Consider the following 23125-nt stretch of genomic DNA (forward strand, 5'->3'; position numbering starts at 1 on the left):
CACCGCAGCATTTTCTCTCCCAATTCTCAGACAAGCCACGATACAATACGAAGGCTGTCGCACAGGAGACGGGTGTGCCAGCGGACACCTTCCGGGCATGGGAACGTCGTTATGGCGTTCCCCGTCCTCAGCGAACGGAAGGTGGTCATCGCCTCTACTCGGAGCGTGATATTGCGACCATTCGCTGGCTACGTGACCGTACAGCCGAGGGTCTTACTATCAGTCAAGCCATTGCCCTGATGATGGAGGGCAGCGACACCAGTCTTTCGTGGCTAAACACTGCGGTCGACACCGAGCCACATACGTGGGAGCGGATGCAGGCGCGGCTGATCACTGCGTTAACCGATTTTGATGCGACACGCGCCGAGCAGATTCTGGGTGAAGCATTTGCACTCTACCCGCTGGAAGATGTCTTCTTGAAGTTGATCCAGCCGACGATGGTTGAAATCGGTGAGCAGTGGCACGCTGGACGCATTTCGGTGACAGCAGAACATTTTGCAACCCAGTTCATTCGGCGTAAGTTGTCGAGTCTCTTCAATACCTATAACGTTACAGAGGGGCGAGGGTTAATTCTCGTTGGTTGTGCGCCGAGTGAACAGCACGATCTGGGCGCACTGATGTTATCAGTCTTTTTTGTTCGTCATGGCTGGCAGGTGATCTACCTTGGGCCGGAAGTGCCGGTGAAGGACCTGCTTGATGCGGTGCGTCATATTCAGCCTGATTTAGTGTGTTTGTCCGCTTCTACAACCGAAACCGCTACGCAGTTGCTCGAAATCGGTCGAGCGATTCAACAATTGCCACCGCCTACGCCACTCTTCGGCTATGGTGGCCGCGCATTCAATCTTAATCCGGTCTTGACGCATAAGATGCCGGGAACATTTTTAGGTCGTGATGCCCAGGAAGCCGTTGAGAATGTTGCGTCACTCCTGAGTCGCAGTCGCTAATGGTGAAGGTGAACCGTGCACAGAGATCGTTCTTATAGCGGTCGATCCTGTGTGATTCGTACTTGCCGGTAAACGCAATATTGCGTATATTACAAATAAGCGTGATATGTGACAAAAGGAGTGCAGTGTGTCGCTGAATTCGCTCTCGATCTTTACGCGAGGAAACGGCTTACCGGTGAGCCAGGCGCTGCCAGCAGATGAGCAGCTTGCCCAACTCCTTCATCTCAGCGATCTTCCTGCCTCATCGCATACCGACGAGTTGCCGCCACCGCCAACGCGAACGTTAGCCGAGGCTTACGCGATATGCGATCAGATCATTCGTCGTCATTCAAAGAGTTTCTTTTTCAGTACCCAATTTCTGCCACCAGGGCAGCGTCGTGCTGTGCGGGCATTGTACGCCTTTTGTCGCACTACCGATGATACTGTTGACATGGCCGAATCTGATCCGGCACGGGCATTAGCCGAATGGATCCGGATTGCACGTCGGCCACGGTTTGATACCTCACACCCAGTATTATTGGCCTGGGCCGATACCTGCCAGCGTTATAACCTTTCGCCGAGTCTGATCGACGAATTGCTGGCAGGGGTCGCAATGGATCTCACCATTTCACGCTATGCCACGTTTGCCGACCTCTGGCTCTATTGCTATCGTGTTGCGTCGGTGGTAGGCTTGCTGGTGATCGGCATTACCGGTGCAGCACCTGGTGCACAACCTTATGCGATCAAGCTCGGTGTTGCGTTGCAGCTTACCAATATTTTGCGCGACATCGGCGAGGATGCTGATCGCCAGCGAGTGTATTTGCCTGAAGATGAACTGGCACGCTTTGGTCTCACTGCTGATGACATTCTAGCCCGCGTGTATGATGAGCGGTTTATTGCGTTGATGAAGTTCCAGGTGGCACGTGCTCATCAGTTGTACGACGAAAGTTGGCCCGGCATTGCACTGTTGCCGCCAGAGGTACGTCTGGCGGTCGCGGCTGCTGCACGTGTCTACCGCGGTATTCTCGATAAAATAGAGCAAAATCGTTACGACTCGTATACCCGACGTGCGTATCTCCCGCTACGCGAGAAGATTGCTCGTCTGCCGCGTATCTGGTGGGATATGCGGTGCCTGTCGAAGATGTTGTCTCGTTCTCGTTGAACTGTCTCATTTCACGGGTGTGTTGCATATCAATAATCTCTGGTACAATGAGGTTATGACACACCGATGGATTGCTATCGTGAAATGGACAGCGCTATGACTGTATACGCTCTACCAACGCCACACTCGCAACGTTCCTGGTCACCCCAAGTGTACGATCTAATACTCTGGATTCTCTTTTTGGGACCGATAGCTTCACCGCTCTTGCGCGCAACCGGTTTACCCCTCGTGAGTGAGACCGGTACCTTCGCCCGTGATCTGCTGGCAACGTATATCTGTCCAACGCCAGAACGTTCGTTATGGTTGTTGGGCTGGCCGATGGCGGTGTGTGCTCGCTGTTGGGGGGCTACTATCGGTCTCTGGTTGGCCCGGCTGATGATCGGCGAGCGGGCGCCTTCGTTGTTACGCTGGTATCGGTCGTTAGTCTGGTCACAGCGTCTGGTATTGGCAGCCCTACCATTTTTACTCTGGCCGCTTGAGATTATCGGACATTATAGCGGTTGGTGGTTTGCACCTCTTTGGCTTTTGCTGATCAACGGTGTGCAAGCCGGTTTTGCCGCTGGCCTTTTCTTTGCTTCGATCTGGCCTGGGTTATGGCCGTCCTCTGCTCAACAAGGAGCGGTTGGCCAGGGGTAGTAGAATACCGTTCCTTCCGGGCAGTCGCTTGCACTGGCTCCGCTCTTTCACGATGAAGAGGAACCGGGGTAAAGGGCGACTGCGGGCTTGTAACGTCCTTTTCCTCCCAACAGTGGTAATGGGGAAAGAGCAAAAGAGCTGCGCAATCGGGATTAGTTCCCCACCCGTCTGCAGCGCACGCAGTGGTGCGCAGACCCTCATTGGTGCGCCGATTATGCCCTTTAGTGCACAGTAGGGGAGATTTCACGCTCTAGAGGTTTGTGCTCCCACAATCCCCTCAGAGGCGATGCCTTCCAGTCGCGTATCCAGGCGATTCGCGAGTCATCAGGAGCGGATACGTACAGTTCTCGGTGTCACTCTGCTTGGGCATTGTCTGATCAGCGCAGGTGACCCAAAGCTGAGAACTCGGCAACGCCTTGTTCGGAAATGACTTCTCTTAGCCTTCACCTCTCTTCTCTGGTATGATGAACTGTGTAACCTGCAAACGTACCATTGTGCTATTCACCATGACGGAGATGACACTATGCGCCGGGTTCTCCTTATATTGCTCCTTTTTATCGTCACCGGTTGTGCGCGTGCCAATCTAACGGTAGTTACCAGTAATGAAGCGCCGACTCCAACGTCGCCACCGATTCGGCCAACCGATGCTCCGCTGCTGCCGATAGAGGTTGGAAATACTTCGGTTGTGGTGGAAACAGAATTGAGTGAGTCTGAACAACGGTTAGTTGATCTTTACCGACGTGTCAATCCAGCCGTTGTAAGTCTAGATGTAGTGGTTGATCAGAGTGCTAATCTTCCACCTGGTCACCCCCCGATTACTCCAGATGGCCCAAGTGGTCAGGGTTCAGGGTTTCTGTATGATGATCAGGGACATATCGTGACAAATCACCACGTGATTGCGGGGGCATTTCAGATCCAGGTACGTTTTGCGAACGGTGCAACGGTTATTGCCGATCTGATCGGTAGTGATCCCGACAGTGATCTGGCAGTGATCAAGGTAAACAGTCTGCCAGAAGGCGTGAAACCGCTACCGTTGGGGAATAGCGAAACATTACAGGTCGGGCAAACCGCAGTTGCCATTGGCAGCCCTTTTGGTCAGCGGAATACGCTCACCGTTGGCGTTATCAGTGGATTGGGGCGTACATTGCGTGGCCCAGAACGTCGTGTTGGTAGCTTCAGTATTCCGAACGTGATACAGACAGATGCCGCGATTAATCCGGGTAATTCGGGCGGCCCACTCCTCAATTTGCGAGGTGAAGTGATCGGGGTCAACACCGCAATTGCCGTCAGTCTCGGCGGGAGTAATTTTGAAGGAGTTGGCTACGCTGTTCCGGCGCAAACTGTAGCTCGCGTGGTGCCAGCGTTAATCAAGCAAGGACGTTACGATCATCCGTGGCTGGGCATCAGCATGACGACGGTTGACACCCTGTTTGCGAATCGGTTTGGTCTTGCTATCAATCGGGGCGTCCTCGTTGGTGCAGTTCAGGAAGGGAGTCCGGCAGCCGCAGCCGGTCTACAGGGTGGGTCAACCACCGCAACCTATCGTGGTTTGCCGGTGCGAATCGGAGGTGATATTATCATCGCTTGTAACGGGGCACCGATCTTCTCAAGCGATCAACTGGTCGGTATGATTGACTTATTGCAGGTTGGTGATCAGGTCGTACTGAAGATCCAACGTGGTAGTGAGCAGCTTGATGTGACGGTAACGCTGGCAGCGCGACCGTAATCATGCGAATACGGTACAATGATACAGCAGCCGTAAAGGTTGGTTGCCAGGTTTCGGTTTTTAGTTTGCGAGTGATCAGTGATGACAATTCCTATCATTAACGATCTTGATGCCGCCCGTGCTGGGATTCTCTGTCGTAGGTCGCTTGATGATGATACGGACACAACATCTGTAGTCGCTGAGATCATTGCAGCGGTTCGACAGCATGGTGATGCGGCATTACGCGAGTACACGTTACGCTTTGACGGAGTAGCGTGCGAGACATTTGAGATTCCACGTGAGCGTTGGGCAGCGGCAGCGGCTGATCTCGATCCAACTCTGCGTCATGCACTCTTGCTGGCCATTGGTGAAATTCGCCGCTTTCACGAACGGCAACTGCGCAACTCTTGGGTCGAGTTTACCGTCGAAGGAGCGTTAGGCCAGTTAGTGCGGCCACTTGATCGGGTTGGGATTTATGTACCTGGCGGTGCTGCCCCATTGCCGTCGTCGCTGATCCATGCGGCTGTACCGGCCAGGGTTGCCGGTGTGCGTGAGATTATCGTTTGCTCACCGCCGCAACGAGCAACTGGTGAACCAGCAGCGATTGTGTTGGCGGCTGCTCATCTGGCCGGGGTTGACCGCTTGTTTGCCATCGGTGGAGCACAGGCTATTGCTGCGCTGGCATACGGTACTGCCAGCGTGCCACGGGTCGAAGCTGTGGCGGGGCCAGGGAATCGTTACGTTATCCAGGCGATGCGGTTGGTTTACGGTACAGTCGGCGTCGTGAGTTTGCCAGGGCCAACCGAGACGCTTATTATTGCCGATCACACGGCGAACCCCAGGTCAGTTGCTGCCGATCTTCTGGCTCAGGCCGAGCATGTCGAGGCCAGCGCGATTTTATTGACACCGGATCCGCAGTTGGCGCAACAGGTTCAGCAAGAAGTTGAACGACAACTCACAACACTCCCGCCGACGAATGCACAGGCTGCCCGTGATGCAGTAACGCGACGTGGTGGTATTGTGGTAGTGCCCGATCTGGTGACGGCATTTGAATTGGCGAACGACTACGCTCCTGAGCACCTCTGCCTATTGATTGCCGATCCATGGTCGTATGTTGGTCTTGTACGCAATGCCGGTGGCGTCTTTCTCGGTGAAGAGTCGTTTGAGGTTCTCGGTGATTATGTAGCTGGCCCGTCACACATTATGCCAACTGAGGGAACCGCTCGTTATGCTTCGCCGGTCAATGTTGATAGTTTTCGGAAAGTGATTTCACTGGTCGGATTGAATCGCTCTGGTCTAAACCGAATCGGTCCAGCAGCGATACGGCTTGCTGAAGCCGAGGGGCTGTTTGCCCATGCCGCAGCAGTGCGGGCGCGTTTTGAGGCGCCAGATACCGATGGGAGGGAGTAAAATGTCGGGTTTTTTGATCAGTTTCGTAAGTATTCTCTTTACAGTCTTATTTTATGCGATTCTAGGGCGCGTTCTTGCCTCATGGATCGATCCACAGGGGAACTTTCCTGTGACTCGTGTCTTACACGAAATTACCGAGCCAATTTTGGGGCCTATTCGGAGTATTATGCCTAATATAGGGATGTTCGATTTCTCGCCAATTGTGGCAATGCTGCTCTTGCAGCTTCTCGAACGATTGATTATCAGTGCGATCAGGTGAGATGTCGGCCAACTCACATCACACCTCGGACGGCATCAGTATACGCATCCTGATCTGAGCACGGCACCGTCGGATCGAAGTCGGATACTGTGTTGGGTGAAGTCAGAGCCAAACTGATATGCCAGGGATAGGCGCGGGGTGTGGGAGAGACGTTCGGCAAGCGGATAAGTGGAAATAGCGCATGGCTCAGGAAACGCTATTGTTGAGGGAACAGACCAGGGTGAATGATCGACTCCTACTGACGGTGGTCTTTCTGGCCGGAATCGGTACCCTTGGCATTGAAATGGTGATGCCGCGCATGCTGGCACCTTTTTTTGGCACTTCCCAGCCGATCTGGGCAGTTGTGATTGGGATGACGCTGGTCTATCTGGCGATAGGCTATCGTTTAGGTGGTACGCTGGCCGACCGCCGACCAGACTGGCGGTTATTATTTCAGCTCATCGGTTGGGCCGGTATCAGTTGTGCGGTAATCCCCTTTGTTGCCCGTCCTATCCTCAGTTTTGCCCAGGGAGCGCTGCGGAGCGTGGCCGCCGGTGGTTTTTTAGCTGCGCTGATCGGGGTAATCCTGCTTTTTGCAGTGCCGGTGACCTTAATGGCAATGGTTGGTCCGTTTGCAATTCGGCTGCAATTGCGACAGGCGACCGATGTTGAACACGCCGGGCGTACTGCCGGTACGATTTCAGCGCTCTCAACGATTGGCTCTATCGTCGGTACCTTTCTAACGGTACTGGTTCTGATTCCCACCATTGGGGTTAGCAGTACGCTCTTTCTCTTCGCTGCGTTTCTGGTCGTGCTTAGTCTGATTGGCTTGCGTGATCCTCGCCAATTGCTGTTCGTGCTCACCGTTATACTCCTGGCGGGGGCATATCAGCTCACTACAGGAACGATCAAAGCTGCTGATTGTCGCAACTGTCGATTGATTGCAGAATTTGAGTCGGGCTACAACTACATTCAAGTTGCCGAACAAGAGGTGCTCTACAACAACGGCGCGGTTGATCGGCGACGAGTACTCATTCTTAATGAAGGATTGGCACTCCATTCCATTTATCGCCTTAAATACCGCGAAACCGGTGATCCGCTTGATCTCCTCACCGACGGCGGCCCATGGGATTACTTCAGCGTTGCACCCTACCTTTATCCCAACACCCGGCCAGACGATATTCGTTCACTGGCGTTGCTCGGCGCGGCAGCCGGTAGTATTGCCCAACAGTTTCTGGCAATTTATGGACCCGATACAGTGATTGATGCAGTAGAAATCGATCCAAAAATTAGCGACGTTGGCCGTCGTTACTTCGATATGGCCGATGGTACCCCACAGGCGCCTTACTTTACGACTTACAACGAGGATGCACGGTACTGGTTGGCGACGACCGACCGCCAGTATGACGTGATTGGAATGGATGCCTATCATCAGCCGTACATTCCCTTTCACCTTACAACGATTGAATTTTTTCGTGAAGTCAAAGCGAAGCTCACGCCTCGTGGGGTTGCAGTGGTGAATGCCGGACGACCGGCAAGCGGTGATGATCGGCTGGTCAATGCGTTGGCTTCTACCATGATCGCAGTGTTTCCACAGGTGTACATTATCGATACGCGCTTCAGTAATGCGATCCTGATCGGGGTCAATCAACCAGTGGGTGATGGGGTCGTTCATTTTATTGAAAACGCAACCAACATCGATATCCCGGCACTGCAATTGGTGATGTACTGGTCGCTGTATGAAGGTCGCTATGGCCCTTTGCGCGAGTTTACGCCGGACATGGCACAGTTTCGTCCGTTTACCGACGATCTGGCTCCGGTTGAACAGTTGATCGATGGTCTGATCTTGAGCGAAGTTGAAAAAATTGACCGCTGATGGGTTGACAAAAACCTGAATCTCATGTTACCTTTATATCGGCCTGTCAGACTGTATCAAAAAAGGTCGAATTTCATGCCATATTCGCCGTTGCAGTACCGCAACCCATACTGTCTAGGACATACCGGGCACATTGCCTGCTACCATGCTGGTCGCCAACGTGATCGACGCAGCATGAGTGGCGACAGTGCGGTATTACGTGCGATAAGGGCTGTGTCCTCCGCGAACCGCAAGAAGCCGCTCTAGCGCGGGGCCATGACGCCCCCGGGCAAGAGCCTTTGTTACGGTGATAACATCGGTTCATTGTTAAGGGGGGTGTCACTTGGCGCAGCGAGTCCTTGTTCTCAACGCAAGTTACGAGCCGTTACAATTAATTTCGGTTCGTCGTGCACTCGTTCTCCTCTTACAAGAGAAAGCTGAGCTAGTTGAAGCTGCCATGCAGCAGTTACGTGCACAGTCGGTGACCTATCACGTACCGTTAGTGATTCGACTGGTGCGCTATATCCGGATTCCGCGCCAGCTCCGGCTTCCATGTTCACGGCGTGCGGTGTTTGCCCGTGATCGCGAGACGTGTCAGTACTGTGGTCAACAACCGGGGCGTGCCAATCTTACGATGGATCACGTGATCCCCCGCTCACAGGGTGGGCAGACGACTTGGGAAAATGTGGTTACTGCGTGCCGCGATTGTAACCATCGCAAGGGTGGCCGTACTCCTGAACAGGCAAATATGGTGTTGCTCTCGACACCACGCCAGCCGCAGTATCTCGCGTTTGCCCTCCTCGGTGAGCTTGAGCGGAACGACGTTTGGCGGAAGTATGCCTACACCTAAGCGCCAGTTGGGTGATCGCGGCGAACAAGCAGCTACAGCCTATCTGGAGCAGTGTGGTTACACAATCGTGACACGCAACTGGCGATGTCGCTATGGTGAGATCGATTTGGTAGCCCGCGATGGCGAACAGCTTGTGTTCGTGGAAGTACGCACACGTCGTGATAGTTATGCTCTAGAATCGATTACCGCCCCAAAACAGCAACGGTTGATCGCTTTAGCGTATCAGTACCTGATCGATCATCAACTTCCGCCCGCGACACTCTGGCGGATCGATGTTGTTGCGCTTACAGTAACGGCTGGCCGCTTTGTCGTTTGCGACCATGTGGTGTCAGCCGTTGGGGAATAGCGATTGCCGTTTTCAACAATTGCCTGACCATAATCTCTTCATTTCTTGTCGTTTGTGCTGACGCAGTTGCCGAAAGGAAAAACGTAAGAGTAACTCAGGCTTTCGCCAACCGCTGAGCCGCTATCCACATCGTGCTGCGGCAATGAATGCGGTGATCAAGGCTGGGTCTTTTTGACCATCGCGCTCGACACCACTGCTGACATCAACACCCAGTGGCTGCACCTGCGCAATGGCCGCTGCGACATTTTCCGGCGTTAATCCACCGGCCAGTACGGTAGGAACCTGACGAGCAATGCGTGCCGCACGACTCCAGTCGGCTTGAGTTCCGGTCCCACCATACGCACCGGCAACGTGGGCATCGACCAGGGCCAGCATCGATGGCAACCCGCTATGAACCGACGGAGCGGTGGCAATGCGAGCCAGCCATGCCTCTTCGTCGCGTGTACCGGTCATACGGATAGCCTTAAGTAAGGGGAGACCCTGCGGAATTGGGTAGTCTGGTGGTTCATCGCCGCTAAGCTGAATAGCTTCCAGACCAGCAACCGTCGTGATTTCGGCCACGTCGGCTGCCGGTGCATTGACAAACAACCCTACGATCAGCGGTCGCGGCGGTGGCAAAGCCCGCACCGCTGCTGCAATGTACTGTGCCTCAGCAATACTGACCTGGCGGCGGCTAGGGGCGAACACCAGTCCGATCATATCGGCGCCAGCAGTGGCGGCTACCAGCGCCAGATCGACCGTTCGCAGGCCACAGATTTTGACCAACCTACTCATCGGTCTTCAACGTGTAATAAACGCGGCGATTCCTGGTGATGCGCTCAAGCATGCCATGGTGAATAGCTTGCTTGAGCATCGTGCGATTCTCTTCGGTCGTGCGCGGCAGACCGTGCTTTTTACGGGCAGTCTGCAACGCGCTCAAGAGTTGCTGGAACGTTGCCGGTTTGCCCAATTCACGTACTGTCGTGTGAAAGAGTTCCCATTCGGCTTCACTGAACTCGAAGTTGAGATCAACCTGGCCGGATTCCTCATCTGGAGCTGTGTTGATTGAGGGAGACCCGGTTTCAGCAGTAGCAGAGGGCATATCGCTAACTGGTTCGGCGCCGACCACGTCGGTGATAGCTGGCGCCGGTGTAGGCTGCGCGACCACCACTTCAAGCTGAGGTGCTGCGGTGTTGGCTTCTGCTTCGCTCTTCGTCTTGCGGGATCGTCGGCGGCTACGACTCGCTTTTGCTGGCGGTTCGCTTGCAGCTTCTGTGAGAGCAGTTTCAGCGACGATCGGAGTCGGTTCAGGTACCGGCTCGAGTTCAACCGCTATCGGCAGTGGTTCTAGAGCGAGTTCGGCAAGCGATGTTTTGAGCATTTCGCCTGCTTGCACCGGTTCTTCAACGAGCGGTGGGCTGTATTCTGGTTCAACCTCCGGCAACTCATCGAGCGTGGCGGCTGTTTCAACGTTCAGCGCACCGGTTTCTTCACGACTCCTTCCGCTACGGCGTGAACGACGGCGCCGACGGCGACTGTTGGAAGTAGTTGGCGTTGTCGTTGCTGGTGGTTCTGCCGCTTTTGGCTCTTCAACGACGATCGGGCTGATCTCAGCGATCTGCAAACTGCCATTACTGCCGATGGGCGGGTCGATTACCACCGGCTCTGGTGGTAATTCCTCGGTCAGCAATGGGGCAAAACGTGAGAGCTTCATTGGGTCTTCGCCTGGTAGAAAGACCTCATTGACCGAACCTTTCGTAAAGATTTGTACTTTCCCGCGCTGCTCGGCATCGATGACCAAATCTTTAAACTTCGAGAATGGTCGTCCATTCAGGTCACGGTAGCGGTTCTCTTTAAAATCGCCACCCATGAGTTCTTTCATCAGCATCTTGAGCGAGCCGAGTGTGGTCACATAACCGCGCTTACGGGCTAAATGAATAGCCTGCACCAGCACATCGTAGACATCAGGTTCAGAGGGCGGAGGCGGAGGGGCAGCCACTGCCGACAGCGGTGGGCTGACTTCTACCGGTTCGAGGGTACGGTTGATTTCAGTTGCCCGATTCGCAATTGCCGTAGCGGCGGCACTGGCGTTGGGCTGACGACCGATCAATTGTTCGTAGAAGAGGAACTCGTCGGCGCTCTGAGCCAGGTGGGTGCTGGCGGCGCCACCAATCCCAATAATAAAGACCTCTTTCCCGTGCTGGCGAATACTGTGGACGAGCGGAATGAAATCGCGGTCGCCGGTTACCAGCACAAACCGCGAGACGTTTGGATTGGTATAGAGCGTTTTCATAGCGTCGATACAGAGGTTCATATCGACGCTATTCTTGATGGCGCGTCCGGTGCGACCGGCATCCTTGTCGTAGTAGTAGGTAGCGACGTAGATGGGTTCGATAGCGTTTGCGTAAAGGGCACTGGTAATGCGTGGGTAACGGTACCAATCGGCATAGGCGCGTGAAATCACCACACGGCCGAGGTCATTGCAGCGGTCCATAATCGCTTCAAAATTGGGCGTTGCGTTGAGCTTGTCACGCACGCTGACATAAATGTTCTCGAAGTCGATAAAGACCGCGACATCTGGTCGCTTTTGGTCGTACATCGTTGTCTTGTCTGCTCCTGTCGTACATCAGGAGGGAGGTTCGCGGAGCACGCATTGACGCCAGCTCACGCTTTCGTTCAAATTGTTGATACACTGGCAACGCTACCGGGCGACACCTACCATATCTCGTTCACGTGGTATCGGTCATCCCTGCGTTGCGTCAGAATTATCATCAGATGCGGAGCAATGCGTCAGTATGATCACGCGAGCCAACCTCACCGTATTAGGCTTGAGTCGCGAAATGAAAATATAATCTTATCTATCGAGGTGCATTGTTCCGCCAGACAATACTCCTCTTGTTTGGTACTATAGCATTAGCGCGTTACCTTCGCAACCGGTATTGGCGAGAAATTGTGAGTCTTTTGCAGAATAGTGCCGTAGGCCAGGAGTTGGCCGCGCAGGGTATCACGGTCGATCTGACCGGTCAAGTAGGTATACCAGCTTTTGCCGATGAGCCGCAACATCCCGCTGACAAGAAGGACACGGAAAAGACGCTGAACGGACGGTGAAGCAAACTTACGCATATACCGCTGGCGAGCCTGCCAGAGCGCTACCTGCATACGCCAGCGGAATTGACCGGTCGCCGCACCGCCAACGTGAATAACCCGTGCAGCGGGTACGTGCCAGATCGCCCATCCTGCCTGTTTGATTCGGCGACACCAATCAATCTCTTCGCAGTACATAAAGTAGTCTTCGTCCATTCCACCCACTTCGGCAATCGTGCTTGTGCGCACCAGCATGCATGCGCCCAGCGGGTAATCGATTGGAAATGGTTCATTGCCGAGTTCGTGTGGATAACGACCGTGCCACCATGAATCGTACAGACGACCGGGTAAGACTTCACCTGGCGGAAAGAGATCAAGCGTGGTAGTGATCAGGTCAGGAAAGCGAAACGCAGCTCGTTGTAAACTACCGTCTGGATTGAGCAGACGCGGACCAACCAAGCCGACACGGGGGTGAATAGCCAGGAAATCGGCCATTGCCTCAATCGCACCGGGCAGAACTTCAGTGTCGGGGTTGAGTATCAGAATCGCATCACAGTTGTTGTTCAGCCAGGCGATACCTTCATTACAGGCGGCAGCGTAACCGGGATTTTCTGGCCGTTCGCGTAGCATAACGTGTGGAAATTCACGCTGAACCAACGTGACGCTGTCATCGAGTGACCCGTTATCAACCACAACGATCTGCAATGGTAGGCGACAGGAAGCGAGCGACGCTAGGCAGCGGCGTAGGAGGGAGGCAGTATTATACGAAACGACAACAACGCCAATAGTGTTCATACTGTTAGTATAGATTAGGTCACCTCTTCTGCGCAGGTGATGATCGAATTTCTGCCGGGCCTATTCTACCATTACCTGGTTGAAGCGTCGTCCTAAGACCCAGATAATCACTGCCGGGTATATGATGGCGACAAGAAAATAAGGCCAGACCACTGTTGATGGTTCGACAGTGAGCAGAAGGTACGTCTTCATTGGTTTCAGTTTCGGTCTACATACTAGAACATGCGGGTGGTATCTATGAGACCTGATGAGCGTGATGTTAGGAATAATGGGTGCTTTAGGTGGTTATATTGCTAGTACGAGATTTGGGAGACGAGCGTATCAGGTTGACCCTGGCCCGTTCGTCAAGATACAGTGGTGTCGAATCCATCTGTAATCGTATCACTCTATGCGAGATCGGATCGATCATACGAGCTGTATTTGGGAATGCGATACGTCACGTTGCAGTGACAATGAGTTATTGATTACGCTCTGAGATAGTTTGTCATTCGCTCTCGCCAGATGTCTTTGGCTGACGATCATCCTGTGCAGGATTATTTATCATCATCCCTGCACCCTAGTTTCTTCTACACGGGAGATGCCTTTATTTCACAATTCCGGCCAGAGCATCTTGCAACCGGGCAAACGGTTGGATGTGATGCAATTCAATCCCTGCTCGTACTATTGAGTGGGCTACCTCAGGATGAATCCCGACCAGGAAGGTTCTGGCGCCAAGGAGACGTATCGCTTGTGCGATCTGAATGAGCTTCGTTGCAACTTGCTTATCGATGGCCGGTATGCCGGTGATGTCAAGGATCAGCGTGTGAGCATTGAATTGGTTGATCGCCTGAAGTGCTCGTTGCTGAATTTGTTGCAGGCGATGCTCATCGATCAATCCGATCAGAGGTATGACCAGCACCTGATCTTTCACCGGTATGATCGGAACACTTAACCCCAAAATAACCTCTTGCTGCTGCAACAGGGTTTCACGTAGCTGTCTTTCTTCTGTAGCCTGTTTTTCTACCGTTTGGAGCATTTCTTGCAAGACTCGAGTACGTTCTGCAATTTGTGCTTCCAGCGATGCTTGCAACGCCTGAAGTTCTTTGTTGGTCTGCTGACTTTGCTGTAAAGCCCTGGTAAGACGGGCCTGGTTTTGCCAGAGGAGTAGGAGCGCAATAGCTGTTGCCAGTGCAACAAAGAGGACAATGATGGGTTTGATAGCCTCGGTATTGATGGTTTCGATAATTCGGAGATAAAGGCCGAGCACTGCTATTGTCGTAGCCAGGATGACGGTACTGACATTCCAGAACAAATGCCATTTTTGTTCCAGATAGGGAAGGACAATCGATGTCGTTATGACTGAGGTCAGGGTTACTGCGGGAAGTGATTCTGGCAATATGACCACAAGCAAAATTCCATACAAGCCAACGGTAACACAGAATAAGATAACTGCACCAATAACGTTTCCGCGATGGTTGAGCCTCATTGCCCATAATTCCAGGGCTAACAGAATAAGAGAACCGGCTGTTGTAATGTAGAGAGGTACGAGTGAGAAAATAATAGCGACGACTGCTTGACCAAGAATTGCCGGAATTGCCGTTAGAATCGCCCAGACGAGCAGTTGATGAATCTGCTGTCTACCATGAACGTCGTTGTGTTGCAGTGTGTTCATACGTCGGTTGTGTATAACAGAGTCGGCGTAGAGGCTATCCTTATTATAACCGAATCTTTCCTCACAGATTGTATTAACGTTGCTTCCAAAGAATCTTTTGCGTGCCCTTGTTACATTTTCTGTAAGCACCTGGGGGCGATACAGGTCGCTGGCTACATCCGGCTGTGGTAGCGTGAAGATAATCGCGGTAGCTCAGGTATGAGCGTGCGGTTTGTAATAAGAGCCTATCCGAAAAATTGTCTCACAGTACAGCGGATGAAACCTGGTAGATGTACGTAGATGTACGGGCGCAGCGCCGCTGCGCCCCAACCGATCTTCTTCTGCGACAGGGTATTCCGGATAGGCTCATAAGTATACTGGGGCAGATTTGGTGCTCGTTCCGACTAATTTGGGCGAGGAAGAGGATGGGAGATAGAGAAAACCCGACCGCGTTAGCTTCAAACGTGCATATCGGTCTTCTGATACAATGAGGAAGTAGGATTGCTACGCTGTCACATTTGGTCGTATCGATTCGATCCTGAGCTATGCTGATAGGTTCAGCATCGGAAGAGAGATACAACAATGATTGAACCAGTATCAACCATGCTTGATTTTGCCATCGAGTTGGCCTATCGTGCCGGTGCCCTGATTCGGGCCGGGGCTGAGCGCGATATTGGTTATGAACCGAAACAGTACGCTGATGTCGTTACTGATGTGGACCGGGCCAGTGAGGAACTAATTGTCGGCGCAATACAGTCGCGCTACCCCGATCATGCAATCATTGCGGAAGAGGGGAGTGGAGTGAATACGTCGTCGTCGTATACCTGGTTGATTGATCCACTCGATGGGACACTCAATTTTCTGCATGGATTGCCCATCTTTTGTGTTTCGATTGCATTACTCGTTGATCGTCAGCTATTCCTTGGAGTGGTCTACGATCCGATGCGCAATGAGCTATTTTACGCCGAGCGTGGTCGGGGGGCATTTCTCAACGGTCGCCGGTTGCGGGTTTCGCAGACGACTTCTCTGGCGCGCAGTTTACTGAGTAGTGGTTTACCCTACGACCGCTTTGAGCAGGCTGATAACAATCTTGCCGAATTGACGCACCTGGCTATGCTGGTGCAAGATATTCGTCGGCCCGGTTCGGCGGCGCTTGATCTCTGTGCTGTTGCTGCCGGTCGCACCGATGGTCACTGGGAGTTAGGTCTCAAGCCGTGGGATGTTGCTGCAGGCGGGTTAATTGCCTTAGAAGCTGGCGCAACGGTTACCGATTGGCAAGGCGGATTCTGGCATCCGCTTGACGGTGATCGCATTGTTGCTACGAATGGTCTGATTCACGCTGAATTACTGGCAGCACTGGCTGCCGTCCGTCGGCAGCGTTTAGCAAAATCGTAGCTGGAATTATGGCTTACTATCAACGTGAACTTACACCCGATGTACCACCGCTGAGTGCTCGCCGACCGCTCATCAACGAGTATTTTCTCTCGGCTTATACGATGAGCATCTATACCGGCTGTGAGTTGGGTTGTCCTTACTGCGATAGCTGGGTGTTCAGTGAGCGACCATTGAATGCGACGATTGCGATTCCGGTTGATCTGCCCCAACGGCTGGCCGCTGTATTGCCGACGATTGATCGTGGTGATCTTATTGCGATAAGTGCGCTGAGCGATCCGTATCAACCGGCTGAGCAGGAATATCGGATTACCCGGCAGGTTCTTCAGGTCTTGGCCGATCATCGTCAGCCATGTCTGATTATGACCAAAAGCCCGCTGGTAGTAGAGGATCGCTCCTTGCTTCAGCGAATGAATGAGCATAGTCTGGCGATTGTGGTGACGACTCTCCTCACACTTGATCAGCATCTGGCAACGCGCCTGGAAGGACGGGCGCCATCACCACAATTGCGGCTTGAAATGATCGCTGAGCTGAAACGATCGGGGATTCCGGTAGGGGTGGCGTTGGTTCCGATTATGCCCTATGTGAACGACACCAATCTCAGTTTGCGTCGGGTGTTGCATGCCTGTGCGGAAGCTGGGGCGGATTTCGTCGTTTGGGATTATCTACACATCCCAAACGAACGGCATCGACATCGGATCAACGTGCTGCTCAATCAGGTGGGATCGTATCCACCGCGCTACTACCGGGATATGTATCGCGATCAAGCGACCGTAAATCTTCTCTACCGGCAAGAGCGTGATCGTGAGTTATTGCAACGGTGTGATGAGCTAGGATTAGCGCCCCGCGCTCCGCATCGCCTTTTCGCCGGTAAACTCTCGCCGCGTAATGAGGCAGCTCTGTTGTTACGCCATGCCGCATTTCGTGATCGGGTGCAGGGGCGAGAACGTCTGGCTACCCTCCACCGTGAACTGGCCGATGCGGTCTTTCGTGGCCGGTTCAAAGCAAGTGATCTCCGGCAGAGTCCTCTCTATCCAACGATTGGGCCACTCCTTGGGCTTTCCGCAGTGACTTGATTCGCTTGTTGGCGTAAGCGCTCGTACAATTGTTGTCGTAATTCACGCAGGCGATCTTTGTAGGTCGTTGTATTAATAGGATCAGTCCACATCACCAGCGCATCTTCTTGATTGTCGGTGTAGTAGTTGGCGCGCTGACCAACCGGACGGAAGCCATACTTGAGGTAGAGACGCTGTGCTGTAAGGTTGCTGACTCGCACTTCAAGCGAGAGATATTCCGCCTGTAGTTCGTAAGCACTATCAATCAGTGCATTAAGAATAAGTTCTCCTACTCCACGCCGACGATGTGCTGGTGCGACGGCAATGGTGGTAATGTGACCGCTGGTTTCGTTAAGCCAGATACCGCCGTAGCCAACGATGGGTGTGGCTGGGTACGGTGTAGGAGTGAAAAGCCCGATGCGTTGGAGCATGCGGATCAGCAACGGATATTCAGGGTGTGGCGATCTGCCGTTAGGCGGTTGAGTCTCGGCACGAGCGACGACATACCGACATGCCTGGCGATTGCGAATCTCGCGCCGATACGTCAGCGCCGACCAGGGAGTCATCTGACTTTGCCGCTCGATCTCCTGAACAAATGGAATATCTTCTTCACGCATTGGCTCGATGAAATAATACACTTTCTTTGCCCCGTTGCGTGAATAACGCACCGGTTTCCCCTTTGATAAGCCGGTGCGCAGCCTGTTTCAACAACGTTCCTGCACAAATTCCGCTCACCAGTGCTATGGCTGTACAGGGCGGGCCGATTCGACGAAGAAAATACTCTTGTATGCACCGTCACGTCCGAACCCGCCGCCGGTCTGGAAAGTACCGGTTACTTCAACCAGGCCCCAAACAAAGCTGTTATTAGGCCCGATGGTCAAAGCCGCCGATTGCTCAGGCGGGAATTGCTCGACCCAAATTGCGCCGCCAATCGGTTGCGGGCTGGAACCATCTTCTTCGGTTGAAATACCTTCAGCCAATACATAAATCACCGAGTTCCAGAAGTAATAGGCCTGCGTTGTAATGCGTTGTCCTTGATACTGTTCTGGATTGCGGAGCAGCTCGAAGAACGAGACCTTATCTGGACCGAGTGGACGGTCGGTAAGTCGTTGTTCGACTCGTCGGATTCGCTCGATAGGTTCGGCACTACTGACTGTAAGCAGGTACCGGTAGGCTCCGCCTGGACCGTAGTTACCGTTTGCCTCGAATCGACCACGTACCCGAACAAATCCGTACACCGAATCACCTGGCCGATGCAAATGTTCGGTTACTTCGGCGGGAAATCCTTCCAGCCAGATTGGCTCGCCAATGGGTTGAGCATCAAGGCCGTTATCGAGTGTACTGACACCAACAGCCAATACCGATAGTGAAGGGTCGCCTGGTCGCCAAACATATGCGCCGTCAACAGTTACGTCGCGGCCTGCATATTCATCTGGCGAAGTCGTTAGTTGTTGAACATACAACGGTGTCGTAAAAGCGGAACTACGATTAGTGCAAGTAGCCAATACCAGCAGGCTCAACGTTAATATCATCAGGAGCAACGTGGCTCGCCAGGATGCGCGCAACATGCGAATATCCTCTCTTTGTGGCAGGATGCAACGTTTTGCATACAGGGCATACTGAATCAACTGCCAATTCTGCTCAGGATTATAGCAGATGGTAGCAGGGTGTTCAACCTGGAACATCTAGGGCTTTTCAGTGTTTTCAGTGTCCGTACTGCCGGACATACCTCTCTTTCATTCCCCAAAGTGAAGATGGATCGAGAGTCTACCCATCTCGCTCACCGCTCTCCCGGCTCTGTTACCTCACCATTATCGGGTGGGGAAAGAATTTTAAAAACTCCTATCCTCCTCACCGCAGTCCCTGTGTGCGAAGTTGCTGGTCAAGCCAGGCCATTTCGTCCGGTGAAAGGGGAGGCGGAGGAGGATCGGCGCGGTAGTCGATCACGCGCTCGTAATGGGCGCGCCGATAGACCTGGCGCAGGATTGTACCGAGGTCAAGGGCGACATCCGGGTCAGGGTAAACGAGTGGTACCGGCAAGACCGGCAATGGGTCACTAAGGGCAATCGGCCAGACCTCGACCAGAGGACGGCGATAGGCACGGCTGAGGAAGGCGTAGTAGGCGGCAGGGGGGAGGGGACGGGCAAGCTGAGGGCGAACCCCAGCGCGCAAGAGGTCAATTTCCAACAGGTGGACATTGCTGGTGAAGAGTTCCTGCCGCTTCTTTTCGTAGGCATCAGCCCCGTCAGGGCCGGGGCGTTTGTTAGCGGGGGAGAGCAATTCAATGGCGGTAATCAGGGTTTGCTGAAGCACCGAGCGGATTTCAATCCGGGCATACCGGGTGGGCACGGTGATCGAGACTGGAATGGTGAGTGGGGCCGGGGTGATTGTAGCGGTCGATGTGCCGGTATCGGTAGACTCGTCGCGAAACACGCCGACATCGGGCACGAACACCTGGCGGGTGGGGGCAATTTCGATACTTTCGAGGGCGATGTAGGGGGTGATGAGTGCAACATAGTTTGGTCCGAGCTGTTCCTGGATAGCATCACACATTGCACTGATGATGCGTGCGTGTACATCAGGCCATAGTGCGGGTAGTTCGAGGTAGGGATCCATACCGGGGAAAGGCAGTTCCATAATGGCCTCCGTTGTGGTACAAGCGTGAGAGTCTCCCTATCGTACAAACTGCGTGACATTTGCTATGCCTCTGATTTTGATTATGTGACATAATTGTGCGTTGTTGAAGGTAAATCTCTCCTCACCGCAGTCCCTGTGTGCGAAGTTGCTGGTCAAGCCAGGCCATTTCGTCTGGTGAAAGGGGAGGCGGAGGGGGATCGGCGCGGTAGTCGATCACGCGCTCGTAATGGGCGCGCCGATAGACCTGGCGCAGGATCGTGCCGAGGTCAAGGGCGACATCCGAGTCGGGATAAGCGAGTGGTACCGGCAAGACCGGCAATGGGTCACTAAGGGCAATCGGCCAGACCTCGACCAGAGGACGGCGATAGGCACGGCTGAGGAAGGCGTAGTAGGCCGCAGGGGGGAGGGGACGGGCGAGTTGAGGGCGAACCCCGGCGCGCAAGAGGTCAATTTCCAACAGGTGGACATTACTGGTGAAGAGTTCCTGCCGCTTCTTTTCGTAGGCATCAGCCCCGTCAGGGCCGGGGCGTTTGTTAGCGGGGGAGAGCAATTCAATGGCGGTAATCAGGGTTTGCTGGAGCACCGAGCGGATTTCAATCCGGGCATATCGTGTGGGCACGGTGATCGAGACCGGAATGGTGAGTGGGGCAGGGGTGATGGTAGCGGTTGGTGTGCCGGTATCGGTAGGCTCGTCGCGAAACACGCCGACATCGGGCACGAACACCTGGCGGATGGGTGCAATTTCAATACTTTCGAGTGCGAGGTAGGGGGTGATGAGCGCGACATAGTTTGGTCCGAGCTGTTCCTGAAGGGCATCACGCATTGCAGCAATCAATGCTGCGTGTACATCAGGCCACAGTGCAGGCAGTTCGAGGTAGGGATCCATACCGGGGAAAGGCAGTTCCATAATGGCCTCCAAGAGAGTAATTATCAGCATGATACCATACGATTAAGATAGAGGATGCCCCCTTCGCTGAGAGTATCTCCGCTCCGAACATCCTCTCTTCAGTAATCGGCTGTCCGGTCTCCTCCTTCCTTTTACCGTTTGGAATTAGAAGAAGTTCGCGGAAGGTGAGAGAGGAAAAATGTTTCCCTTATGTGATCTTATTCACTATTGGCAAGAGGCTTGACATGTGGTACATCGATCAGTATGATGATGATTACCTGAATGGATAAACAATTGTCCATTATTACAACATCTATCTGCATATCGTCGGTCACATATAAACTCCGACGTCGTGCACATTAACAACTACATAGGAGGCTACCGTGACAGAGTTACTCTGGGCCGTCATCGCCCTACTGGTAGGGCTGGTCGGCGGTGCAGGCATAGGCATCTGGTGGGCGAACAATGGGGTAAGCTCACTGGTCCAACGTAAAGCTGCAGAAGCTCGCCTGCTGATTGAAGAGGCACGCTCGCAGCAAAAAGAAATTCTCTTGCAAGCCAAAGATGAAGCATTACGCATCAGAAATGAAGCTGAAGCTGAATTGCGTGAATCGCGACAGAGCTTGCAAAAACAGGAAGAACGTCTGCAACGTAAAGAGGAAAATATCGATCGGAAATTGGAAGGAATAGAGCGACGTGAGCGGTTAATCCAGCAGCGTGAGCGGCAAATTGAACAGTTGACGCAGGAAGCTGAACGGCTACGGCGTCAGCAAGCGCAGGAACTGGAACGAATCTCACAACTATCGCGTGAGGAAGCTCGTTCGATCATCCTGGCCGAAGTTGAACGCGAAACACGCGAAGATGCTGCTCGGCGCATCCGTGAACTCGAACAGCAAACAAAAGAAGAGGCCGATAAGATTGCCCGAAAAATCATCGGACTGGCAATTCAACGCTGTGCGAGTGATTACGTTGCAGAAATGACCGTCTCAACGGTGAATCTGCCGAGTGAAGAACTGAAAGGGCGCATCATTGGCCGCGAAGGGCGCAATATTCGTGCTTTTGAGCAGATCACCGGTGTTGATATTATTGTTGATGATACCCCTGAAGCAGTGACGCTGTCGTGTCACGATCCGGTACGTCGGGAAGTGGCCCGAGTGGCACTGTTGAAGTTATTAAAGGATGGTCGTATCCATCCATCACGAATTGAGGAGGTGGTACACAAGACACAACTCGAGATCGAGCAAATTATGCGCGAAGAGGGTGAGCGTGTGGCCTACGAAGCGAATGTGCAGGGTTTACACCCCGATCTCATTAAGCTGCTCGGTCGTTTGAAATATCGTACCAGTTATGGGCAGAATGTCTTGCAACATTCGCTTGAATGTGCCTTGCTCGCGGCACATATGGCTGCCGAACTAGGCGCCAATATCAATGTTGCCAAAACGGCTGCCTTGCTCCACGATATTGGCAAGGCGGTTGATCACGAAGTACAAGGACCACATGCCTTGATCGGCGCAGAAATTGCTCGTCGACTCGGTCGCTCGGCGGCTATCGTTCACGCTATTGCGGCACATCATTACGATGAGGAACCGCAGACGGTTGAAGCATTTCTGGTCATCGCTGCGGACGCAATCTCTGGTGCCCGTCCGGGCGCTCGTCGTGAGACACTCGACCTCTATATCAAGCGCTTAGAAGCTCTTGAAACCGTCGCAACGTCGTTCCCTGGTGTTCAACGTGCATTCGCGGTCCAGGCTGGTCGCGAAGTGCGTGTGATGGTACAACCAGATCAGATAGATGATCTGGCCAGTATTCATCTGGCTCGCAACGTTGCCAGGAAGATCGAAGAGAGCTTGCAGTATCCTGGTCAAATCAAGGTCACGATCATTCGCGAAACCCGTGCCGTTGATTACGCACGGTAGTATATCAGGCCAGATGATCTTCAAATTGGTGATCATTTGGTCTGCAAATCACGATAGCGTGTGGTACAATAAGGGCACGCTTTCGGTCATCGGCTATAAGGTTCTTGTACACAAGGAGGCTGCGCCGGTATGAACCTGGCAACTCCGCCCGATGATACGAGTCGTCGTTTATCTATACGTCACCAACAGGAGGAAGCTATGAGCAACGCCCAGCCGCTAGAGCGGGCTGTCGGCGAAGGTAGCGCCGCCCCCGCTCGTCAGCAGCGTAGTGCCGAGGTCTTGAAGGTCTCGACCCGCTCGCGGCCGAGTGCCGTTGCCGGCGCGATTGCCGGTGTTATGCGCGAGAATGGTTCGGCCGAAGTGCAGTCGATCGGCGCTGGCGCGACGAATCAGGCAATTAAAGCTGTTGCTATCGCTCGCGCATATCTGAGTGAGGAGGGGATCGATATCGTCTGTATTCCGTCATTTATCGATGTGTCAATTGATGACGAAGAGCGCACTGCTATTCGTCTCCTCATTGAACGCCGGTAGTCTCCTGTGTGGCTCCGTCGTTGCTCGTAAGGCATCTCCCCACAGGAGATGCCTTTACTGTTTTCAGGTACGGGCTGTCCGAAGGCCGGTATGAC

At 53.4% G+C, this 23125-nt stretch carries 22 protein-coding genes; 13 read left to right on the forward strand and 9 right to left on the reverse strand.

Going from position 1 to position 23125, the window contains the following annotated elements; translation table 11 throughout:
- The first annotated feature begins 74 nt into the window (after nt 1-74).
- The 9 genes from JE47_RS0100160 (at nt 75) to JE47_RS0100200 (ending at nt 9125) form a co-directional block, all read left to right on the forward strand.
- Nucleotides 75-944, forward strand: a complete 870-nt coding sequence (locus JE47_RS0100160; protein WP_236631083.1) for a MerR family transcriptional regulator — start codon at nt 75-77, stop codon at nt 942-944.
- A gap of 127 nt (nt 945-1071) precedes the next feature.
- On the forward strand, nt 1072-2085 hold the full coding sequence (locus JE47_RS0100165; RefSeq protein ID WP_031457820.1) for a phytoene/squalene synthase family protein: 1014 nt from the start codon (nt 1072-1074) through the stop codon (nt 2083-2085).
- Nucleotides 2086-2181: 96 nt separating this feature from the next.
- Entirely contained in the window at nt 2182-2721 is a 540-nt protein-coding gene (locus tag JE47_RS0100170) for a DUF2085 domain-containing protein (protein ID WP_031457821.1), read from the forward strand.
- A gap of 523 nt (nt 2722-3244) precedes the next feature.
- Complete coding sequence (locus tag JE47_RS0100175; protein ID WP_031457822.1) at nt 3245-4447, forward strand: S1C family serine protease; 1203 nt, start codon at nt 3245-3247, stop codon at nt 4445-4447.
- Nucleotides 4448-4528: 81 nt separating this feature from the next.
- Nucleotides 4529-5836 carry a histidinol dehydrogenase gene (gene hisD / locus JE47_RS0100180; RefSeq protein ID WP_031457823.1) on the forward strand — a complete coding sequence of 436 codons (1308 nt, stop codon included), beginning with the start codon at nt 4529-4531 and terminating at the stop codon, nt 5834-5836.
- A 1-nt stretch (nt 5837) separates the two neighbouring features.
- The gene (locus tag JE47_RS0100185; protein ID WP_028457079.1) at nt 5838-6095 is read left to right on the forward strand and encodes a YggT family protein; all 258 of its coding nucleotides are present in this window, start codon (nt 5838-5840) and stop codon (nt 6093-6095) included.
- 220 nt (nt 6096-6315) lie between these two features.
- Nucleotides 6316-7950, forward strand: coding sequence for a spermidine synthase (locus JE47_RS0100190; RefSeq protein WP_236631084.1), 1635 nt, complete (start codon nt 6316-6318; stop codon nt 7948-7950).
- 322 nt (nt 7951-8272) lie between these two features.
- Nucleotides 8273-8779 (forward strand): HNH endonuclease, encoded by a 507-nt coding sequence (locus JE47_RS0100195; protein WP_031457825.1) that lies wholly within the window; start codon nt 8273-8275, stop codon nt 8777-8779.
- Nucleotides 8766-9125: a YraN family protein gene (locus tag JE47_RS0100200; protein WP_031457826.1), complete on the forward strand. Its 360-nt coding sequence runs from the start codon at nt 8766-8768 to the stop codon at nt 9123-9125. The genes JE47_RS0100195 and JE47_RS0100200 overlap by 14 nt, the downstream gene beginning before the upstream one ends.
- A gap of 120 nt (nt 9126-9245) precedes the next feature.
- Here JE47_RS0100200 and JE47_RS0100205 read toward each other — a convergent pair whose 3' ends face one another.
- From JE47_RS0100205 to JE47_RS20890, 5 genes are all read right to left on the reverse strand, one after another.
- Nucleotides 9246-9899, reverse strand: coding sequence for a phosphoribosylanthranilate isomerase (locus tag JE47_RS0100205; protein ID WP_031457827.1), 654 nt, complete (start codon nt 9897-9899; stop codon nt 9246-9248).
- A complete protein-coding gene (locus JE47_RS0100210; RefSeq protein ID WP_031457828.1) occupies nt 9892-11703 on the reverse strand; it encodes an NYN domain-containing protein in 1812 nt (603 codons plus the stop codon). The genes JE47_RS0100205 and JE47_RS0100210 overlap by 8 nt, the downstream gene beginning before the upstream one ends.
- 314 nt (nt 11704-12017) lie before the next feature.
- Nucleotides 12018-12983 carry a glycosyltransferase family 2 protein gene (locus JE47_RS0100215; protein ID WP_031457829.1) on the reverse strand — a complete coding sequence of 322 codons (966 nt, stop codon included), beginning with the start codon at nt 12981-12983 and terminating at the stop codon, nt 12018-12020.
- 60 nt (nt 12984-13043) lie between these two features.
- Entirely contained in the window at nt 13044-13175 is a 132-nt protein-coding gene (locus JE47_RS22395) for a hypothetical protein (protein ID WP_269077973.1), read from the reverse strand.
- A 391-nt stretch (nt 13176-13566) separates the two neighbouring features.
- Nucleotides 13567-14634 (reverse strand): STAS domain-containing protein, encoded by a 1068-nt coding sequence (locus JE47_RS20890; RefSeq protein WP_051871033.1) that lies wholly within the window; start codon nt 14632-14634, stop codon nt 13567-13569.
- Between the two features lie 582 nt (nt 14635-15216).
- On the opposite strand from JE47_RS20890, the gene JE47_RS0100225 reads away from it, so the two are divergent.
- Nucleotides 15217-16008, forward strand: a complete 792-nt coding sequence (locus tag JE47_RS0100225; protein ID WP_031457831.1) for an inositol monophosphatase family protein — start codon at nt 15217-15219, stop codon at nt 16006-16008.
- Between the two features lie 8 nt (nt 16009-16016).
- The gene (locus JE47_RS0100230) at nt 16017-17081 is read left to right on the forward strand and encodes an SPL family radical SAM protein (RefSeq protein WP_031457832.1); all 1065 of its coding nucleotides are present in this window, start codon (nt 16017-16019) and stop codon (nt 17079-17081) included.
- On the opposite strand, the gene rimI is transcribed toward JE47_RS0100230, so the two are convergent.
- From rimI to JE47_RS0100250, 4 genes are all read right to left on the reverse strand, one after another.
- On the reverse strand, nt 17036-17677 hold the full coding sequence (gene rimI / locus JE47_RS0100235) for a ribosomal protein S18-alanine N-acetyltransferase (protein WP_031457833.1): 642 nt from the start codon (nt 17675-17677) through the stop codon (nt 17036-17038). The two genes, JE47_RS0100230 and rimI, sit on opposite strands and share 46 nt — an antisense overlap.
- Nucleotides 17678-17800: 123 nt before the next feature.
- Entirely contained in the window at nt 17801-18628 is an 828-nt protein-coding gene (locus tag JE47_RS0100240; protein ID WP_031457834.1) for a hypothetical protein, read from the reverse strand.
- 283 nt (nt 18629-18911) lie between these two features.
- On the reverse strand, nt 18912-19697 hold the full coding sequence (locus JE47_RS0100245; protein ID WP_031457835.1) for a DUF4058 family protein: 786 nt from the start codon (nt 19695-19697) through the stop codon (nt 18912-18914).
- Between the two features lie 121 nt (nt 19698-19818).
- Complete coding sequence (locus tag JE47_RS0100250) at nt 19819-20604, reverse strand: DUF4058 family protein (protein WP_031457836.1); 786 nt, start codon at nt 20602-20604, stop codon at nt 19819-19821.
- Nucleotides 20605-20966: 362 nt separating this feature from the next.
- On the opposite strand from JE47_RS0100250, the gene rny reads away from it, so the two are divergent.
- Both rny and JE47_RS21900 read left to right on the forward strand, forming a co-directional pair.
- On the forward strand, nt 20967-22499 hold the full coding sequence (rny, locus tag JE47_RS0100255; RefSeq protein WP_031457837.1) for a ribonuclease Y: 1533 nt from the start codon (nt 20967-20969) through the stop codon (nt 22497-22499).
- A gap of 198 nt (nt 22500-22697) precedes the next feature.
- A complete protein-coding gene (locus tag JE47_RS21900) occupies nt 22698-23030 on the forward strand; it encodes a stage V sporulation protein S (RefSeq protein ID WP_028457061.1) in 333 nt (110 codons plus the stop codon).
- The last annotated feature ends 95 nt before the right edge of the window (nt 23031-23125 follow it).

It is taken from the genome of Chloroflexus sp. MS-G (assembly GCF_000735195.1).
Lineage (GTDB): Bacteria > Chloroflexota > Chloroflexia > Chloroflexales > Chloroflexaceae > Chloroflexus.

What these genes read in the sequence shown, in the direction of transcription:
- JE47_RS0100170 (WP_031457821.1), top strand. Translation starts at nt 2,182, where the DNA reads ATGACTGTATACGCTCTACCAACGCCACACTCGCAACGTTCCTGGTCA.
- JE47_RS0100175 (WP_031457822.1), top strand. Translation starts at nt 3,245, where the DNA reads ATGCGCCGGGTTCTCCTTATATTGCTCCTTTTTATCGTCACCGGTTGT.
- hisD (WP_031457823.1), top strand. Translation starts at nt 4,529, where the DNA reads ATGACAATTCCTATCATTAACGATCTTGATGCCGCCCGTGCTGGGATT.
- JE47_RS0100185 (WP_028457079.1), top strand. Translation starts at nt 5,838, where the DNA reads ATGTCGGGTTTTTTGATCAGTTTCGTAAGTATTCTCTTTACAGTCTTA.
- JE47_RS0100200 (WP_031457826.1), top strand. Translation starts at nt 8,766, where the DNA reads ATGCCTACACCTAAGCGCCAGTTGGGTGATCGCGGCGAACAAGCAGCT.
- JE47_RS0100205 (WP_031457827.1), bottom strand. Translation starts at nt 9,899, where the DNA reads ATGAGTAGGTTGGTCAAAATCTGTGGCCTGCGAACGGTCGATCTGGCG.
- JE47_RS0100210 (WP_031457828.1), bottom strand. Translation starts at nt 11,703, where the DNA reads ATGTACGACCAAAAGCGACCAGATGTCGCGGTCTTTATCGACTTCGAG.
- JE47_RS0100215 (WP_031457829.1), bottom strand. Translation starts at nt 12,983, where the DNA reads ATGAACACTATTGGCGTTGTTGTCGTTTCGTATAATACTGCCTCCCTC.
- JE47_RS22395 (WP_269077973.1), bottom strand. Translation starts at nt 13,175, where the DNA reads ATGAAGACGTACCTTCTGCTCACTGTCGAACCATCAACAGTGGTCTGG.
- JE47_RS20890 (WP_051871033.1), bottom strand. Translation starts at nt 14,634, where the DNA reads ATGAACACACTGCAACACAACGACGTTCATGGTAGACAGCAGATTCAT.
- JE47_RS0100225 (WP_031457831.1), top strand. Translation starts at nt 15,217, where the DNA reads ATGCTTGATTTTGCCATCGAGTTGGCCTATCGTGCCGGTGCCCTGATT.
- JE47_RS0100230 (WP_031457832.1), top strand. Translation starts at nt 16,017, where the DNA reads ATGGCTTACTATCAACGTGAACTTACACCCGATGTACCACCGCTGAGT.
- rimI (WP_031457833.1), bottom strand. Translation starts at nt 17,677, where the DNA reads ATGCGTGAAGAAGATATTCCATTTGTTCAGGAGATCGAGCGGCAAAGT.
- JE47_RS0100240 (WP_031457834.1), bottom strand. Translation starts at nt 18,628, where the DNA reads ATGTTGCGCGCATCCTGGCGAGCCACGTTGCTCCTGATGATATTAACG.
- JE47_RS0100245 (WP_031457835.1), bottom strand. Translation starts at nt 19,697, where the DNA reads ATGGAACTGCCTTTCCCCGGTATGGATCCCTACCTCGAACTACCCGCA.
- JE47_RS0100250 (WP_031457836.1), bottom strand. Translation starts at nt 20,604, where the DNA reads ATGGAACTGCCTTTCCCCGGTATGGATCCCTACCTCGAACTGCCTGCA.
- JE47_RS21900 (WP_028457061.1), top strand. Translation starts at nt 22,698, where the DNA reads ATGAGCAACGCCCAGCCGCTAGAGCGGGCTGTCGGCGAAGGTAGCGCC.